The sequence below is a fragment of the Labrenzia sp. PO1 genome (assembly GCF_012273635.1).
Classification (GTDB): Bacteria; Pseudomonadota; Alphaproteobacteria; order Rhizobiales; family Stappiaceae; genus Roseibium; species Roseibium algicola.
The window spans coordinates 667,360-684,169 of record NZ_JAAXCR010000001.1; the positions used below are offsets into that span (position 1 = coordinate 667,360).

At 57.2% G+C, this 16,810-nt stretch carries 15 protein-coding genes; 4 read left to right on the forward strand and 11 right to left on the reverse strand.

What is annotated here, in order from left to right; all coding sequences use genetic code 11:
• The first annotated feature begins 43 nt into the window (after nt 1-43).
• A complete protein-coding gene (locus HCG46_RS03175) occupies nt 44-718 on the forward strand; it encodes a pyridoxamine 5'-phosphate oxidase family protein (RefSeq protein ID WP_168684571.1) in 675 nt (224 codons plus the stop codon).
• Nucleotides 719-807: 89 nt separating this feature from the next.
• Here the strand turns inward: HCG46_RS03175 and HCG46_RS03180 are convergent, their stop codons facing one another.
• The 3 genes from HCG46_RS03180 to HCG46_RS03190 all read right to left on the reverse strand — a co-directional run bounded on the left by HCG46_RS03180 (nt 808) and on the right by HCG46_RS03190 (nt 3,274).
• Nucleotides 808-1,407 carry a lytic transglycosylase domain-containing protein gene (locus HCG46_RS03180; protein ID WP_023000473.1) on the reverse strand — a complete coding sequence of 200 codons (600 nt, stop codon included), beginning with the start codon at nt 1,405-1,407 and terminating at the stop codon, nt 808-810.
• A gap of 413 nt (nt 1,408-1,820) precedes the next feature.
• Nucleotides 1,821-2,585, reverse strand: a complete 765-nt coding sequence (locus tag HCG46_RS03185) for an N-acetylmuramoyl-L-alanine amidase (protein ID WP_075282682.1) — start codon at nt 2,583-2,585, stop codon at nt 1,821-1,823.
• Entirely contained in the window at nt 2,582-3,274 is a 693-nt protein-coding gene (locus tag HCG46_RS03190) for a DnaJ family molecular chaperone (protein WP_023000471.1), read from the reverse strand. Before HCG46_RS03190 ends, HCG46_RS03185 begins: the two co-directional genes overlap by 4 nt.
• A 366-nt stretch (nt 3,275-3,640) precedes the next feature.
• Here HCG46_RS03190 and HCG46_RS03195 point away from each other — a divergent pair, with 366 nt between their 5' ends.
• Complete coding sequence (locus tag HCG46_RS03195) at nt 3,641-5,845, forward strand: bifunctional diguanylate cyclase/phosphodiesterase (protein ID WP_209009294.1); 2,205 nt, start codon at nt 3,641-3,643, stop codon at nt 5,843-5,845.
• A gap of 19 nt (nt 5,846-5,864) precedes the next feature.
• On the opposite strand, the gene arsH is transcribed toward HCG46_RS03195, so the two are convergent.
• The 7 genes from arsH to HCG46_RS03230 all read right to left on the reverse strand — a co-directional run bounded on the left by arsH (nt 5,865) and on the right by HCG46_RS03230 (nt 11,027).
• Nucleotides 5,865-6,605 carry an arsenical resistance protein ArsH gene (gene arsH, locus HCG46_RS03200; protein WP_187306537.1) on the reverse strand — a complete coding sequence of 247 codons (741 nt, stop codon included), beginning with the start codon at nt 6,603-6,605 and terminating at the stop codon, nt 5,865-5,867.
• Complete coding sequence (gene arsC / locus HCG46_RS03205) at nt 6,598-7,011, reverse strand: arsenate reductase (glutaredoxin) (protein WP_168684573.1); 414 nt, start codon at nt 7,009-7,011, stop codon at nt 6,598-6,600. Before arsC ends, arsH begins: the two co-directional genes overlap by 8 nt.
• Nucleotides 7,012-7,027: 16 nt before the next feature.
• Nucleotides 7,028-7,366: a metalloregulator ArsR/SmtB family transcription factor gene (locus tag HCG46_RS03210; RefSeq protein WP_152505994.1), complete on the reverse strand. Its 339-nt coding sequence runs from the start codon at nt 7,364-7,366 to the stop codon at nt 7,028-7,030.
• A gap of 67 nt (nt 7,367-7,433) precedes the next feature.
• Complete coding sequence (locus tag HCG46_RS03215) at nt 7,434-7,988, reverse strand: winged helix DNA-binding protein (RefSeq protein ID WP_152505993.1); 555 nt, start codon at nt 7,986-7,988, stop codon at nt 7,434-7,436.
• 106 nt (nt 7,989-8,094) lie between these two features.
• Nucleotides 8,095-9,399: a TRAP transporter large permease subunit gene (locus tag HCG46_RS03220; RefSeq protein WP_055655492.1), complete on the reverse strand. Its 1,305-nt coding sequence runs from the start codon at nt 9,397-9,399 to the stop codon at nt 8,095-8,097.
• Nucleotides 9,399-9,956, reverse strand: coding sequence for a TRAP transporter small permease (locus HCG46_RS03225; protein ID WP_168684575.1), 558 nt, complete (start codon nt 9,954-9,956; stop codon nt 9,399-9,401). The genes HCG46_RS03220 and HCG46_RS03225 overlap by 1 nt, the downstream gene beginning before the upstream one ends.
• A 75-nt stretch (nt 9,957-10,031) precedes the next feature.
• Entirely contained in the window at nt 10,032-11,027 is a 996-nt protein-coding gene (locus HCG46_RS03230; protein ID WP_023000463.1) for a TRAP transporter substrate-binding protein, read from the reverse strand.
• A 223-nt stretch (nt 11,028-11,250) separates the two neighbouring features.
• Between HCG46_RS03230 and HCG46_RS03235 the strand changes: the two genes are divergently transcribed.
• Entirely contained in the window at nt 11,251-12,702 is a 1,452-nt protein-coding gene (locus HCG46_RS03235; protein ID WP_168684577.1) for a glycosyltransferase family 39 protein, read from the forward strand.
• A gap of 2 nt (nt 12,703-12,704) precedes the next feature.
• Here the strand turns inward: HCG46_RS03235 and HCG46_RS03240 are convergent, their stop codons facing one another.
• Nucleotides 12,705-12,947 carry a hypothetical protein gene (locus HCG46_RS03240; RefSeq protein ID WP_168684579.1) on the reverse strand — a complete coding sequence of 81 codons (243 nt, stop codon included), beginning with the start codon at nt 12,945-12,947 and terminating at the stop codon, nt 12,705-12,707.
• Between the two features lie 202 nt (nt 12,948-13,149).
• On the opposite strand from HCG46_RS03240, the gene HCG46_RS03245 reads away from it, so the two are divergent.
• Entirely contained in the window at nt 13,150-16,734 is a 3,585-nt protein-coding gene (locus HCG46_RS03245; RefSeq protein WP_168684581.1) for a hydantoinase B/oxoprolinase family protein, read from the forward strand.
• Nucleotides 16,735-16,810: the final 76 nt, after the last annotated feature.

The window sequence follows — 16,810 nt, forward strand, 5'->3', positions numbered from 1 at the left end:
AAACAGCACAACACAAGACAAACAGTCAATTGGAGACGAGACCATGTCCACTCTGGAAAAACGCCAGGCAGCGGATCTGCCCCGTTATGCCAAGATCCGCCAGATGAACCGCGGCGGATACGACAGGACCGTTGCCTACGACATCCTGGATGCGGGCCTTGTCGCTCATTGCGGCTTCATTCACGAAGACCGACCGATGGTGATCCCGATGGCATATGCCCGGATCGACGACCGCATCTATATTCATGGAGCGAGCACCACCCGCATCATCAAGTCAAACGCGGACGGCGTACCGGCGAGCCTTACCGTGACACTTGTAGATGGTCTGGTGGTCGCGCGTTCCGCTTTCCATCATTCCATGAACTATCGCTGCGCGATCGTGCATGGCACGGCGAGGCTTGTCGAAAGCGAACAGGAACAGATCGATGCCCTGGCCGCTATCACCGACCATCTTCTGCCTGGCCGCTGGGATGAATGCCGCGAAATGATGCCGAAGGAACACAAGGCAACCGGTGTGCTTGTCATGGATATCGACCATGTCAGCACGAAGGTCCGCACGGGCGGACCGGTGGACGACAAGGAAGATCTCGGGACGGATATATGGGCTGGTGTGGTGCCTGTGGTGACCGCACTCGGCCAGCCTCTATCGGCACCTGACGTGCCTGCCGAAACGCCGGTTCCCGCCTCGGTTCCAGCCGCTCGCAGGAAGTTCGCGTAAGCTGACAGCCTTCAGTGCACAAAAAGAAAACCCCGCCGGAAATCCCGGCGGGGTTTTCAGTTTGCCCACGGCTGACCGCCCTGCTGCTTTTAGCTGGAGGCCAGGATCTGCTTGACCTTGGAACAGTAGCGCTTGCTGACCGGGTTCATCCGCTTAGCGAAATGGCCGGCATTGTAGCGCAAGATGGTGCCACAAACGTCGCCGCCCGCCTTCTTGTGCGCGCCGGCAAGGTATTTCATGCCCCATTCCAGATTGGTTTCGGGGTCATAGAGCGCCTTGGTCGACCCGCGGTAGCCGATGCCACGCGCGGTTGCCGGCTTGATCTGCATCAGACCGACTTCACCGGCGCTGCCGCGTGCACGCGGATTGAAGTTGCTCTCCACCTGGACCACTGCCTTGGCGATCTTGACCGGCACACCATGTTTGGCGGCGGCCTTACGGATGAGCTTGGCGTATTTGTCGTTGCTGACAACAGCCGTCCGCTTCGGGGACACCTTGCGCGTCAGGCTTGCAGTTCTTGTCTTCTTGGCAGGTTTTTCCTGCGTTTCCTGCTTGCTCGATTCAATGATGTGCAGGATCGGTTTGGAACCAGAGCCGACCGACGGCTTGGCTTCGGCAGGTTCGCTCTTCTTGTCCGGGTCGATGATATGGAGGATCGGCTCCGACCCGGAACCCGTACCTTTAGCCATTGCAGCCGGTGCTGCAAGAGTGGTTGCATAGGCGAAAAGGCACAGCGCCCCAGTAAGTGTCTTGAATGACCGTAACATTCAGTCCAGCCCTTTTGGTTTTCGTTGCGTTGAAATCAGGCGGGAGAAATGCCGGAGCTATTGGACGAAAATGGGCGCTAATACATCACGAATTATTTCAAATTATTACATAAAATTACAGGAATTTAATGCTGTTCTTAGTCATTTTCTGTAGTTTGTGGCCAAAATTAGCAAGCAATTCGGCAATGGATGGGCCATCAGAAGAAATTCTGTGACCACTCGTGGCGCAGAGCCGCCTAAAAATGCTGCGTTGCGGGAACTAATTTTGTTGACTGCGCGTTTATTCCGTTGGTCCGAACTCGTAACCGCACAAGAAAACCATACCGACCGTTCGATCAGGCCGACAGGGAAGGCAGCTTGCGCAGCAGCGCATGCAACGTTTCGATGGTCGATTGATCGACGACACCGTCAACCTTCTCTGGTCGGAAATGGCGTTGAAACGCGGCAACCACCTGGCGTGTCTTCAAGTCGAAGTCCCCGGTGATGTCCAGCTCGTAGCCGTAGAGTGCGAGCATCGACTGCACCGCTTCAACAGGCTGGCCGCTATCGCCCTCCTGCATCAGCAGACCCGCCCCGAGTGGAAACGGTTTTACATATAAACCGATGCCGGCTTCTGACAGGCGATCCCATGGGAACAGTTCACCCGGGTCCTCCTTCCGGGCAGGAGCAATATCCGAATGCGCCAGGACCATCCACGGATGGATCCCGTGACGGGCACAGATATCGCCAACGAGCGCGACAACGGCTTCGATCTGTGGCTCCGGAAACGGCTGATAGCCGTGCTCGTGCCCCGGATTGACAATCTCGACGCCGATCGATCGGGAATTGATGTCGGTCTCGCCTTTCCAGAAGCTCCGCCCCGCATGCCAGGCCCTACGGGATTCCGGCACGCATTGCAGGATGCTGCCATCCTCGTTGACGATATAGTGGGCAGAGACTTCCGAACGAGGATCACACAGGCGCTGCAAGGCTTCTTCGCCGGTCGGCATGCCGGTGTAATGGAGCACGACCATATCCACAGGGGCTCCCTGCGCCCGCTGTCCGTGGTTGGGAGACGGATGGACCCTGGCCTTCACACCGGTATCAGTCGCAACGCTCATATGCCTCTTTCCGCGCAGATCTTCGCCCAGGCTTCGTTCAGCGCCGCAAGACGATCATTCGCAATCCTGACGAACTCCTCCGGAACGCCTCTTGCGATCAGCCGGTCGGGATGCGTTTCCTGGACCTCTCGGCGGTAATGGGACTTGAGTTCCCCGTCACTTGCTTCCGGTCCCAAACCCAGCACCTCGTAGGGGTTGCCATCATTGCGCACATGTCTGGCGAGTATCCTGGAAAACTCCCGGTCATCGATCCCGAAGACCTCCGCCACTCTGGAAAGGTAGCCTATTTCGCTTTCGTGGACGACGCCGTCAGCTTTCGCAATGTGAAAAAGCCCATCCAGAATGTCGAGCAGCGTCTTGCGGTCGTATGGGAACAGATCCGCCAGTTTCTTGGCATAGACCTCGAAGCCGGCAATGTCTTCCTGCGCCAGATTGAACAGGCGGGCGACATTGCGTTCTTCGTTGGGCGGTACATCGAAAAGTTCGCGGAAAGCGATAATTTCATCGGTGGTCACCACACCATCGGCCTTGGCCATCTTGGCCGACAGCGCAATCATCGCAACGGTGAAGCCGACACTGTTGGTCCCCTCCGGCCGCGCAAGCACGAGCTGGACCAGGCGGTCGACGATCTGCGCCCCTCCTGTTCCGATCGAACTTACAATAGCGCCGAGGCTACTCCAGACACTCACACTTCAGCTCCCGCTGGGCCGGTGGGAAAAGGCAGGCAGGAAAGCTTGCCGTGAACCGCATGAATCGATGCGTTGCAGACTCTTATCGGCATGGGCCGGATTTGACCAGATCAACGCTCGCCTGTCCCCATTGGTGCTTCAGCTGGTCGCGCCCCAGTACGAGCGAACACCGAGTTCCCGAGCGCTAATGTTTTCGACCTTCGAATGGACCACTGCAACGCAGCTCCGCAGATTGCGGACAGCCAGGCCTACCCCTCCATTTTCCGCGGGTTTCCCTTGGGTTTGAGCAACCTTGTGATTCATGATGGTTAAAGGAATTACGCTTAGCCTTTCGCGACTCGTGTTCGCAAGATGGTTCCTCGCCGGATGGCAGTCCCCCTGGGAAGAAGCAACATTGTCATTTTTTTCATTTCCATGTCGCTGGTGCTGACGCTGGCGCTGGGTGTCTACGCGAGCAATCGTCTTCTAACGCATTGGCTGGTCGTCCGGGGTCTTGAGCAAGCTTTCCTGCCACAGGAAAAGACTTTCAACTCGATCCTGCAGGCATTGGCGAGCCGGATCGAAACCGAACCGGCAGCCGACATGTCCGCATTGCGGCTGACCAAAGAGGCTTCTGCCGACAGCCGCAGGTCGAACGACCTGGTTGGCGAATTGCAACGCAATGCCGGCCAGGCTCTGGACACATCCAAGGTACTGGACGCGGTCGCGATCTTCCCTGCGCCAACCGGATCCAGCCTCCAGCGCCCCTCACCGATGCAAATTCACTGGCATAGTGAAGGGCGGCTTCGTACCAGCAATACGATCTCGCAGGCCAGGGCCGCTCTGAACGGCAACAGCCCGCTCGTTGCCATCCCGGACATGTCGTGGCACGGAACGTTTGGGGCGAATGCACTGATTGCCTACCGTCCCGAAGGAGCCTCCCCGGACTTTCCGGGGCTCTTGCTGTTGGTGACCCAGTCGGAAATCCTGAACGGCCTCACGCCGCTGATCTGGTTGATCAGTGCCGCGATTGGCGGTCTTTGCCTGGCCTCCTTCATGTTTGCTGGCATTCTCCTCTGGTTGCGCTTCTATGACCAGCTCCAGACCAGCAGAGACATTCAGTATCTGGCGCATCACGACACGCTGACAGGTTTGCCGAACCGAGCCGTCTTCAACGCGCGCCTGACCGAGGCGCTGCGCCTTGCACAGGCCAAGGCCTCCAATATCGGTGTCATGCTGATCGACGTCGACAAGTTCAAGGAAATCAACGACACCTATGGTCATGGCATCGGCGACGTTTTTCTTCAGATCGTGGGGGAACGCCTGAAGGCGGTTTTCGGCAACCACCTGGTTGCCCGCCTTTCAGGCGATGAATTTGCTGTCATGCTGACATCCTTGTCCGACCCCGCCCGCATGACCCGACTTGCAACGGACATGATTGCGGCAACCGAAGCTCCCTGCACGATCGACGGCAAGGACATCAGGATTTCGCTGTCCATTGGTCTAGCAAGGGCAACCGACGGCTCCTGGCGCTCCTCTCGTTTGCTTCATTGCGCGGACCTTGCTCTATATCGGGCCAAACACAGCGGGCGCTCCACCTTCTCGTGGTACACACAAAGCCTTGATGCAGAGGCGCAGAAACGCAAGGAAGTGGAAGAAGGACTCGCCAAAGCGCTCAAGTTCAACCAGTTCAAGTTGCTCTATCAGCCGCAATATGCGCTGAAGGACGGAACACTGAAAGGCTATGAGGCGCTGATCCGCTGGGACCATCCCACCAAGGGTATCATCCGGCCGGACGATTTCATCCCGATAGCAGAAGACACGGGCCTTATCGAGGAAATCGGAACATGGGTCCTCAACCACGCCTGCCGCGAAGCAGCGGTATGGCAGGACCGCTCGCGCAAGGTCGCAGTCAATGTTTCTCCCGCTCAGTTCATTGCCGGCGAAACCCAGAAACGCGTTGCCCAGGCGCTTCAGAATTCCCGTCTAGACCCCAAGCGGCTTGAAATTGAAATCACCGAGAGCCTGCTGATTTCGAACACGGACGCAGTCATCGAGACACTTCAGCAGATCCGCGACATGGGTGTTTCTATCGCCATGGACGATTTCGGAACCGGCTATTCATCCCTGAGCTACCTGAGCCTGTTTCCCTTTGACAAGATCAAGATCGACAAGGCCTTCATCCAGAACCTCGGCAAGGATGCCAGTACCGACGCCATCGTGACGTCGATCGTGGGCCTCGGCCGCTCGTTGGATGTTACGATTACCGCGGAAGGTGTCGAAACCGAGGAACAGGCCATTCTGCTGAGCGCGGCCGGATGCGATCTCGTCCAGGGTTTCCTGTTTGGCAAGCCTGATACAGTTGCAAAACATGAGGCCGCGTATCCGGTGTTTCCACTCAGCCCTGCCGGTAGACGCTGGTTCCCCCGAATGCAGCAACAAGCGACGTCGGCCCAGGTGCCGCCGCGCATTCGCCTTGCTCCCAAACTTGCCAAGAGCGTGAGGCCCGCTGCCCCGCAACAGACAACTGGTGGGAACAGCGAAGACCCGACGCCGCAGATTGAGCAGGTCCCCTTGCAGACTGCAGGCTGAAAACCGCGATAGCAGGTTTTCAGAGGCTGACCCCGGCCGCGGCATCCTGAGCGGCCGACTGCCGTTCGCGGTCTGCCTTGCGTTCGGAGTAACGATCGACGAGATAGTCCGATCGGCCACGAACCAGCAGCGTGAACTTGACGAGCTCTTCCATGACATCGACCACCCGGTCGTAAAGGGCCGATGGTTTCATCCGACCATCGTCGTCAAATTCCTGGTAGGCCTTGGGCACCGACGACTGATTGGGGATGGTAACCATCCGCATCCAGCGGCCGAGGACACGCATCTGGTTGACTGCATTGAAAGACTGCGAACCTCCCGAAACCTGCATCAAGGCCAGTGTCTTGCCCTGTGTCGGCCGGATTGCGCCAAAACTCAGCGGGATCCAGTCAATCTGCGACTTGAGTACACCGGTCATTGCACCATGGCGTTCGGGAGAGCACCAGACCTGTCCTTCGGACCAGGCACATAGATTTCTCAGTTCGGTGACTTTGGGATGATCGGCACCGCTGTCATCGGGAAGCGGCAGACCTGATGGATCATAGATCCGGGTCTCCGCACCATAAGCCTGCAGCAGCCTTTGTGCTTCGTGCACGAGGAAGCGGCTGTAGGACCGCTCGCGCAGGGAACCGTAGAGCAGCAATATCCGCGGTGGATGCGACGGCCCCGTTGGAACCTGCAACTTCTCCCGGTCGATTTCCTGAAAGTCTGCCGCCGTCACGTTCTTCAAGTCTGCATGCGAACTTTTCGGCTCAGGCATCTGGCGCTCCGGACGAAACCACTTCGCCGTCTTCCTTGGTGAAAGACCCGATATCCTTTGGCAACAGGTCCAGCACCTTCTCGGACGGACGGCACAGGCGGACGCCTTTTTCCGACACCACGATCGGCCTGTTGATCAGGATCGGGTGTTCCATCATGAAATCGATCAGTTGGTCGTCCGTCCACTTGTCCTCACCGAGACCCAATTCATCATAGGGCGTTCCCTTCTGGCGAAGGATGTCCCGCACCGGAAGACCGGTGCGCTTGATCAGGTCAACGAGTTCTTCGCGGCTCGGCGGCGTTTTCAGATATTCGATAACCTGCGGCTCAACGCCGGATTTACGGATCATTTCCAGCGTGTTGCGGGACGTGCCGCATTTCGGGTTGTGATAAATCGTCATGCTCATGTGAGGTATCGTCCTGTCAAAGTCCCGAAGGTTTCTTAAAATCTGCTGCCGGAAAACAGCAGACAGCGGGATCGTTGCCGCAGCAGTCTTCCATCAGAAAACCCAGAAGGTTCCGCATGCGGTCATAGTCGACAGCATAAAGAATATGCCTGCCCTCCCGGCGGGTCGTCAGCAGCCCGGCCCGTTCCAACGTGGTCAGATGAAACGACATCCTGGTTGGCTGTATGTCCAGTCGCTCGGCAACCGAGCCGGACGGCAAGCCATCTGGCCCGACCGTCATCAGCAACCGAAACGCCGCCAGCCGATCTTCCTGTGCCAAGGCGCCCAACGCAGAGACTGCTTCCTGATCTTTCATAATTCGATACTACAAGAAATTTTGGAATATTCAACAAATGAACGCGAACATTCCCCTGTGTGCGATATCACATGGCTGCAGCGGCGCGAGCGGCCTGATCGTAGTTGCCGGACACCAGTCGCAATGTAGCGGCAAGTTTGGAGAGTTCGTTTTCGTCGAGGCCCAGCGCTTTCATTGGCTTGACCAGGAGAGCCTCGCGCAGACGCCGGTACTCAAGGCAGGCAGTTTCGCCTGATTTCGTGATTTCGGCGGTCTTTTCCTTGCCCCGACGGCCAGATGAAATGAGGCCAGCCTTTTCAAGCTTCTTCAGCGCATAGGTAACCGTGTGAGTGTCTTCGATGTTCAGCACAAGACAGATGTCTGACAGTGTCTTGGCTCGGCCACGGTGATTGACCGAATGAAGCACAAGCACATCCAGAGGTCCAAGTCCCTGCGACCCGCTGGCCGCCATACAGCGTACCATCCATCGGTGATAGGCATTGACCATCATGGTCACCGCGAATTCGATCTCCGAAAGCGCAGGCATTGCACCGGAGGCAAGATGCGCTGCAGAGACAACAGGCCCGATGGGGGCATCGCTTCTGGAGTCGGGATTATCCGTCACATCTGATCTCCGGCACATTTTGGTTTTTCAGCGGGCCTCCAACCGAAACCGGTCGAAGGCCCTTTTCTGATCGTTTCAAAGGTGTGCGTACATCCGCCCCTGTTCGTTCACGGGAAGAAATGCACTAGTTGCTCAACATCGTCTGCGGCAACCAAAGAGCCAAGCCCGGAAAGGCCACAATCAAGACGATTGCCAGGATCATCAACAGGAAGAACGGCAAGGCCATGCGGGCAACCTTGAAGATGTTGTACCCGGTCATGCCTTGCAGCACGAACAGATTGAACCCGACAGGTGGCGTGATCTGGCTCATTTCGACAACCAGCACCAGGTAAATACCGAACCAGATGAGATCGAGGCCAGCCTGCTCCACCATAGGAAGGATCACGGAGGTCGTCAGAACCACCACCGAAATGCCATCCAGAAAACACCCGAGCACCACGAAGAACAGCGTCAGGGCAATCAGGAGCGCGTAGGGTGACAGGTTCAGCGAGCCGATCCAGGCAGCCAACTCACGCGGGATGCCGGTGTACCCCATGGCAACGGTCAGGAATGCTGCTCCGGCCAGAATGAACGCGATCATGCAGGATGTCCGCGTTGCGCCCATCAACGCTTCAGCGAAGCTCTTGCGGTTCAACGTTCCGCTTACCCAGGACAGAAGCAAGGCCAGCATGACGCCGATGGCCGCCGCCTCTGTGGGCGAAGCAAGACCCGCATAGATCGAGCCGATCACACCCACGATCAGACCGATCACCGGAAACAGCCTGCGCGTTGCAAGAAGTCGCTCGATGAAGGGAATGACTTCCTCCTTCGCAGGCATCTTGTCCTTGTTCAGCAGTGCCCAGATCGCGACATAGCCCATGAACAGGAGGCAAAGCATTGCGCCTGGCAGAACGCCTGCCATGAACAACCGGGCAATCGACTGCTCGGTCGCAGCGCCATAAACAATCAGGATGATCGATGGCGGAATGAGCAGGCCCAGTGTGCCCGATCCTGCCAGTGTGCCGATCGCCATGCGTTCGTCATACCCACGCTGCTTCAGTTCGGGCAGAGACATACGACCGATGGTGGCGGTGGTAGCGGCAGAAGAACCCGACACGGCGGCAAAGATACCGCACCCGAGAATGTTCACATGCAGCAGCCGGCCCGGCAGATTGCGCATCCAGGGCGAAAGACCGGCGAACATGTCCTCCGACAGACGAGATCGGAACAGGATTTCACCCATCCAGATGAACATGGGCAGCGCCGTCAGATCCCAGGAGTTCGATGCCCCCCAAACCGTCGTTGCCAGAACGGGACCGGCAGGCGCAGATACAAGAACCATCATTGCAGCAAGCGCGACGGCAAACAGCGCAACGGCTACCCAGATACCGGTTGCAAGCGCCGCCAGCATTCCAATGCCGAGCAGGAGGGCGACAAGGGAGAGATCCATTATTCTTTCCCCTCTATCGGATCGGCCTTCACGACCGATTCAAAACTCGGCGCCTTGCCAGTGAGCGCCATGATCAGGTCGTCCAGCAAAGCGATTGAGAATACCAGCAGTCCGAAAGTCATCACCGACTGCGGAAAGACGAGCGGGATCGGAATGACGCCGTAGGAGGTTTCGTTGAATTTGAAGCTGTCGAGCGCAAGCTGTCCGGCGTTCCACGTAAAGAATGCCGCCAGCGCAAGAGCCACCGCAACCGCCCAGACATTCAGGATACGCGCCCCGACTTTGGGCACGGACTGCAGCAGGATCGCGACCCTGATGTGATCACCGTTGCGCAGCGTCCCGGATAGGGCAAGAAAGGACGCCCCTACCAGCAGAAAACCTGCAATTTCAGCAAGTGAAGGAACCTGCAGCCCGAGTGGCTCAAGACCAAAGACCGTTCGAGACCAGTCGAATATGCGTCCAAACACCTGAAGAACAACGAGACTGGCAATGACAACGAGACAACACGCAGCCATAGCCGTTGACGCTTGATAAAGCGTATTCAAAGCCTTTCGCATCGGCTTCCCCTACCGGATGTGCAGCTGATATTAAAAAAACGCCGGACTTGTTAGGTCCGGCGCTTCTTTAGCTGTTTAGTTTTTATAGGCTTCGAGAACGGCTTGGCCGGTTTCACCGGCTTCCTCTTGCCATTCGGCAGCCATCGTCTCGCCAATTGCTGCGAGATCCTGGATCAGCTGGCTGCTCGGCTGAACGACAGTGATGCCGTTGTCGACCAGTACCTGGGTCTGCGTCTTGGTTTCTACCTTGGAAGCTTCCCAGCCGCGCTTCTCAGCAACATCGGCGGCTTCAAGGACAGCTGCCTTTTCGTCGTCGCTCAGGGCGTCGAAAGCACCCTTGTTGACGAACACCATGTTTTTCGGCAGCCAGGCCTGGGTGTCATGATAGTGGCTCAGGAAGTCCCAGGCCTTGGAATTCGCACCGGTGGACGGTGACGTGATCATGGCTTCGACACGACCGGTGGAAAAGGCGGTCGGAATATCCGGCACTTCAACCTGCGTCGGCACGGCGCCAGCCAGCTGGGCCAGGCGCTCAGTTGCTGTGTTGTAGGCACGGAACTTCAAACCCTTGAGATCATCACCCTTGGTGATTTCCTTTTTGGCGTAGATACCCTGGGGCGGCCACGGCACGGCATACAGCAGCTGCAGTCCCTGCTCGCCGAGCTTTTCTTCCAGTGCAGGCTTCGACGCCTGGTAAAGCTTCCAGGCCTGATCATAGGACGGAGCCAGGAAAGGTACGGAATCCACTCCGAAGACCGCGTCTTCGTTGGAAAGGCGGGACACCAGAATTTCGCCGATCGGGGCAAGCCCCTTGCGGACCGAGTTCTTGATTTCCGGATGTTTGAACAGCGATCCCGCAGAGTGGATCTGGATGACCAGCGAGCCGTCAGTCTTTTCCTTCACTTCTTCAGCGAAGGCGGCAATGTTCTGTGTGTGAAAGTTGCTGTCACCATAAGGTGTCGGCATGTCCCACTTGGTCTCAGCGGAAGCAGCGGTGAAACCCGCAAGGCCGAATGCGGCGGCAGCAGCCAGATGGATTCCGGCACGTGTCAGGGAACGAGATTGCAGCATGATTTTCTCCTCTAGGAAGCGGGGATTACCCGTCGGGATGCTGCTCGAGGTGCATTCTTCGAACACCTTGTGGAGCACATCTTCACAAACACTAGACTCAAAAACCGTCAACATCAACAATTTATCGATAAATTGTGATTGTCATCTTCAAAACCAAAGCGTCCTTCCCTCCGCGAAAAGGATTGGCTAGCGTTCCGGCCAGACAACCTGGAAACCTGAATTCGTGCCAAACACCAACCAACGCCTCTTGAATGGCAACAGCGCCAACCGCCTGATTTTGGCGCTCATTTTGGCAGTGGCGGCCTTGCTACGCTTTCAGAACCTGGACAGGACGAGCCTTTGGTACGATGAAGCCGTCAGCTGGAGCCAGTCCAAGGGAACCATCGCCGAGCTGTTGACCGCCGTTGCAGCTGACAATTATCCGCCGCTGCATAATATTTTGCTCTGGCTGACGATGCCCTTGGCAGGTGACAGTGAAACAGCATTGCGCTTGCCATCCGTGCTGTTGGGCGTTCTTGCCGTCTGGCTAATCTATCTGACTGGCAAGACGCTGGCCGGAAACACCACTGGCCTGCTTGCTGCCGCTCTCCTGACCGTCTCACCGTTCCACATCTGGTATTCGACAGAAGCCCGCATGTATGCCCTGCTGGCAACATGCGGGCTCGCCTTTCTGCTTCTGGTTCTGAAAAACCTTGAAAGGCCATCGGCCTGGCGGCTGGTGGCGCTTGGAGTGGCTGGAGCCCTGTTCCTCTACAGTCACATCTACGCCCTTCTGGGCTTCGCATCCGTTGGTGTGGTCTGCGGCATCCTGGCATTGACCAGCATTTTGAAATCCGGCCGCATCAGTCTCACCAATGCGGTTCTTGTCTGCCTTGCAATGGCAGCGAGCGCGCTTGCCTTTTTACCTTGGTTGATCATCCTGGCGATGCGAGCAAGGTCGGTAGCCGAAGAAGGCTTCTGGATTGCTTATCCTGATCCGACGTTTCTCATCAACATCGCTTTCAGCATAGCCGGGTCGCTGCCATTGTTCTGGGTGCTGGCAGGTTTGGCTGTCGCCAGTCTCCTGACCGTCGTTCACCTGCCAGGCAGGTACTTCGGCAAACCGCAAAGTGCGGACGCAATCCTCGTTTGCTTTGCCTACACCGTTGGGCCACCGCTTTTGGCCTATCTCTATTCCATAAGCGTGCAGCCGATCCTTTTTGATCGATACCTGATCGCGGCATGGCCAGGGCTTGTCCTGCTCGCCTCGGTAACAGCCCAGCGCCTGGCGCCACAGGTTGCACCGATCGCATTGTTTGCTGCCGCGATATGGTTGAGTTTCCCCGAATTGAAATTCACGCTGCTGGAGAGAATACGCCCCGAATGGCGCCTGATCGCACGGGACTATCTGGAACAGAAAGCCGATGGCGATCATCTCTTGCTGTTCAAGGGATTTGCCGCACCGGCCCTGTCTTATTACCTGCGCGACCCCAACACCTTCACGCCAGTTGATACAATTGCCGAAATAAACAAGGGCACCGCTGATGCCCGATGGCTATTGATCGTCCACACAAGCAGTGAGGAACTAAGCAAAGCGCAAGAAGCCTTTGCCCCGCGGGAAGGCACTCCGGCAGCCAGGCGCTTTGGCTGGGGAGCCAGTGGCCTGACACTTTTGGAGCGAGGCCCTGTCGAATAATCTCACCCGCCTGGATGCAAGTCGCAAAACAACCAGAAACAGACAGCAACAGCCGCAAGTACCCCTGCACCAATTGCAACTTCCAGCAAAAGCCCAAGCAGGGAAACGCCGAGAAGCAGGGCGACAAGCAGGAAGATGCCAACGAACCAGAGGTCTGCTGTCAGTATACTGATTGTGAAGTCGACAGCCTCCGCCAGACGCAGCAGAAACGGATCCCGTTCTTCTGATTTATCGTTTTCCGACATCTCCTGCTTTCAGTTTTCCCTTTTACCACAAGGTCATATGGGGGTACCGCAAGCGATAAAAAGATCAAATAACAACCCATTCAGATTTTTTCATCGACATTTTATCGATAAAATGTCAGCATAAATTCACTTGCTATCAAAACGCTAATTATCGGCATGGAATCGCGTGTTCCTTAAAGCCGGCAGCATCAGAGGGAAGATCATGACAGCCAAGTGGGATTTCTGGATCGACCGTGGCGGCACCTTTACCGACATCGTCGGCAGGTCACCGGACGGCACGCTGCATCCGCACAAGGTGCTCTCCGAAAATCCGGAAGCCTATCGCGATGCCGCCATTCAAGGCATCCGGGAATTGCTTGGTGTGGAAAAAGGCGCGACTATTCCCTCGGACAAGATCGCGACCGTAAAGATGGGCACGACCGTTGCCACCAATGCACTTCTGGAGCGCAAGGGTGAGCGAACAGCTCTGTTCATCACGAAAGGCTTTCGGGATGCACTCGAGATCGGCTACCAGGCGCGACCGCATATTTTTGCCAAGGAAATCATAAAGCCTGAGCTACTCTATGAGAGCGTCCACGAGATCATCGAACGTGTCCGCGCCGATGGCGAACTGGAACTCGCGCTGGACGAAGGACAGGCCCGTAGTGCAATGCAGGCCGCATGGGATGACGGCATTCGCTCCATCGCAATCGTGCTGATGCACGCTTACGCCTATCCGGCCCATGAACAACTTCTCAAAAAGATTGCTGAAGACATAGGCTTCCCGCAGATCTCTGTGTCCCATGAAGTGTCACCGCTGATGAAGCTGGTGGGACGCGGCGACACCACTGTGGTCGACGCCTATCTGTCACCCATCCTGCGCCGCTATGTGAACCAGGTACAGGAAGAACTGGGCGAAGGTCCTCGGCTGATGTTCATGCAGTCTTCCGGAGGTCTGACCGCTGCAGACCTCTTCCAGGGCAAGGACGCGATCCTGTCCGGCCCGGCCGGAGGTGTTGTCGGCGCAGTCGAAACCTCACGCATGGCCGGTTTCGAAAAGATCATCGGTTTTGACATGGGCGGCACGTCGACAGACGTCTGCCACTACGACGGCGACTACGAACGCGCATTCGAAACGGAAGTCGCCGGTGTGCGCATGCGCGCTCCGATGATGATGATCCATACGGTTGCAGCCGGCGGCGGTTCGATCCTTCATTATGCCGACGGCCGCTTTCAGGTGGGTCCCGATTCAGCCGGTGCAAATCCGGGTCCGGCCTGCTACCGACGTGGCGGGCCTCTCACCGTTACAGACGCCAACCTGATGACAGGCAAACTGGCACCGGAATTCTTTCCGAAGATCTTTGGCCCGGACCAGGATCAGCCGCTTGACGGCGATGTAGTTCGCAAACGTTTCACGGATCTGGCTGTGCGCATTGGCGATGGACGCACCCCGGAAGATGTTGCAGACGGCTTCTTGAAAATCGCCGTTGAGAACATGGCCAATGCCATCAAGAAGATTTCGGTCCAACGCGGCTACGACGTGACCGAATACGCGTTGACCTGCTTCGGTGGCGCTGGTGGCCAAACCGGCTGCCGCGTTGCTGACAGTCTCGGCATGAAGACCGTCATTCTGCACCCGTTCTCGGGCATCCTGTCGGCATACGGCATGGGACTGGCCGATATCCGCGCAGACCGGCAACAGGCCGTCGTCAAGACACTTACGGACGACTTGATCCCTGAACTGCAGGCGCTTCGTGATCAGCTTGCCAGCCAGACGGAAGCAGAACTCGACAGGCAGTCGATCACTGCCGCCGCGCGCCGCACGACCGCAACCGCGCATTTGCGTTACGACGGCACGGACACGCCGCTACCGGTCCCCCTCGGGTCCGTCTCTGAAATGCGAGCAGCCTTTGAGGATGCACACAAGAAACAGTTCGGCTTTGCCTATGAGAAAAAGCCGGTCGTCGTTGAAGCCCTGGAAGTCGAAACGGCCGGTGGCGGCGCCGGTCTCACCGAGCCGGATCTGACATTGGCCACAGGGACGCCCTCCCCGGCAACCTCCACAAGCATTTACTCCGAAGGCACCTGGCACAAGGCCGGTATCTTCAAACGCGACGTGCTGAAACCGGGCATGAAGGTGACCGGACCTGCGGTGATCATCGAACCACATGCCACGATCGCGGTTGAAGACGGCTGGCAGGCAGAGATCAATTCAAAGGATCACGTGATCCTGAAGCGTATCGTGCCGTTGAAACGCGCAGAAGCCATCGGAACGCACGCCGACCCGGTCATGCTCGAAGTGTTCAACAACCTGTTCATGTCTATTGCGGAACAGATGGGGGTCACCCTTCAGAACACCGCATACTCGGTCAACATCAAGGAACGTCTTGATTTCTCTTGTGCCGTCTTCGACGCAGACGGTGCCCTGGTTGCCAACGCACCACACATGCCGGTTCATCTGGGGTCCATGGACCGTTCGGTGGAAACGGTCATCAAGCTCAACAAGGGCAAGATCAAGCCGGGCGACGTGTTTGCATTGAACGCCCCGTACAACGGTGGCACGCACTTACCGGATATCACAGTTGTGTCGCCGGTCTTCGATGACGAAGGCAAGGAGATCCTTTTCTGGTCGGCGTCCCGTGGCCACCATGCTGATGTTGGCGGCTCCGCCCCAGGCTCCATGACGCCGCGCGCGACCAACGTGGACGAGGAAGGTGTTCTGTTCGACAACTTCAAGATCGTCGACGAAGGACGTTTCTGCGAACAGGAACTGGTTGAGCTTCTGACCAACCATCCCTACCCCGCCCGCAACCCGCATCAGAACGTCGCCGATTTGTCTGCACAGATCGCCGCAAACGAAAAGGGTATCCAGGAACTTCGGAAGATGGTCACCCACTTCGGACTGGACGTGGTCCAGGCCTATATGGGGCACGTCCAGGACAACGCGGAAGAAAGCGTTCGCCGCGTGATCGAAGCGCTGAAGGACTCCGAATACGAGTATCCGACTGACCAGGGCTCCGTGATCAAGGTCAAGATTACCGTCGACAAATCAAAGCGCGAGGCAACAGTCGACTTTACCGGGACCTCCGGCGTCAAGCCAAACAACTTCAATGCGCCGGAACCTGTGACCCGTGCGGCAATCCTTTATTGCTTCCGGGTGATGGTAGACGGCGACATTCCGATGAACGCCGGCTGTCTCAAACCGATCAACATCATCATTCCGGATGACTGCATGTTGCGGCCTTCCTATCCGGCTGCGGTCGTGGCGGGTAACGTGGAAACGTCCCAGCATGTCACCAATGCCGTCTTCGCAGCTCTTGGTGCCATGGCCAATGCTCAGGGAACGATGAACAACCTGACATTTGGCAACAACACATATCAGTACTATGAAACCATCTGTTCCGGCTCGCCGGCAGGGCCTGGCTTCAATGGTACGGATGGTGTCCATACCCACATGACCAACTCCCGGCTAACCGACCCAGAAGTATTGGAGTTCCGTTTCCCGGTTCTCCTGGAGGATTTCCATATCCGCAAGGGGTCCGGTGGCAAAGGCAAGTGGTCAGCGGGTGACGGCACCAGGCGGACCTTGCGTTTCCTTGAGAAAATGGACTGCGCGATCCTGGCATCTCACCGTACTGTTCCGCCGAAAGGATTGGACGGTGGCAGCGACGGTGAACTCGGCCGCACCGAAGTTCGGCGGCTGAATGGCGAGATCCAACAACTGGAGGGCTGTGATCAGACGGTTCTTGAGGCAGGAGAAGCGGTCACCGTCATCACGCCCACGGCGGGTGGTTGGGGCCACGCCTGATCCAAATACTCGGTAGATCGAAGAAAAAGAACGGCCATCTGATTGGGTGGCCGTTTTTTGTTATTTCGCTGCAGAT

Excerpts from the sequence above, each read along its gene's own strand:
- HCG46_RS03175 (WP_168684571.1), top strand. The coding sequence starts at position 44 with ATGTCCACTCTGGAAAAACGCCAGGCAGCGGATCTGCCCCGTTATGCC.
- HCG46_RS03180 (WP_023000473.1), bottom strand. The coding sequence starts at position 1,407 with ATGGCTAAAGGTACGGGTTCCGGGTCGGAGCCGATCCTCCATATCATC.
- HCG46_RS03185 (WP_075282682.1), bottom strand. The coding sequence starts at position 2,585 with ATGAGCGTTGCGACTGATACCGGTGTGAAGGCCAGGGTCCATCCGTCT.
- HCG46_RS03195 (WP_209009294.1), top strand. The coding sequence starts at position 3,641 with ATGGCAGTCCCCCTGGGAAGAAGCAACATTGTCATTTTTTTCATTTCC.
- arsH (WP_187306537.1), bottom strand. The coding sequence starts at position 6,605 with ATGCCTGAGCCGAAAAGTTCGCATGCAGACTTGAAGAACGTGACGGCG.
- arsC (WP_168684573.1), bottom strand. The coding sequence starts at position 7,011 with ATGAGCATGACGATTTATCACAACCCGAAATGCGGCACGTCCCGCAAC.
- HCG46_RS03210 (WP_152505994.1), bottom strand. The coding sequence starts at position 7,366 with ATGAAAGATCAGGAAGCAGTCTCTGCGTTGGGCGCCTTGGCACAGGAA.
- HCG46_RS03215 (WP_152505993.1), bottom strand. The coding sequence starts at position 7,988 with ATGTGCCGGAGATCAGATGTGACGGATAATCCCGACTCCAGAAGCGAT.
- HCG46_RS03220 (WP_055655492.1), bottom strand. The coding sequence starts at position 9,399 with ATGGATCTCTCCCTTGTCGCCCTCCTGCTCGGCATTGGAATGCTGGCG.
- HCG46_RS03225 (WP_168684575.1), bottom strand. The coding sequence starts at position 9,956 with ATGCGAAAGGCTTTGAATACGCTTTATCAAGCGTCAACGGCTATGGCT.
- HCG46_RS03230 (WP_023000463.1), bottom strand. The coding sequence starts at position 11,027 with ATGCTGCAATCTCGTTCCCTGACACGTGCCGGAATCCATCTGGCTGCT.
- HCG46_RS03240 (WP_168684579.1), bottom strand. The coding sequence starts at position 12,947 with ATGTCGGAAAACGATAAATCAGAAGAACGGGATCCGTTTCTGCTGCGT.
- HCG46_RS03245 (WP_168684581.1), top strand. The coding sequence starts at position 13,150 with ATGACAGCCAAGTGGGATTTCTGGATCGACCGTGGCGGCACCTTTACC.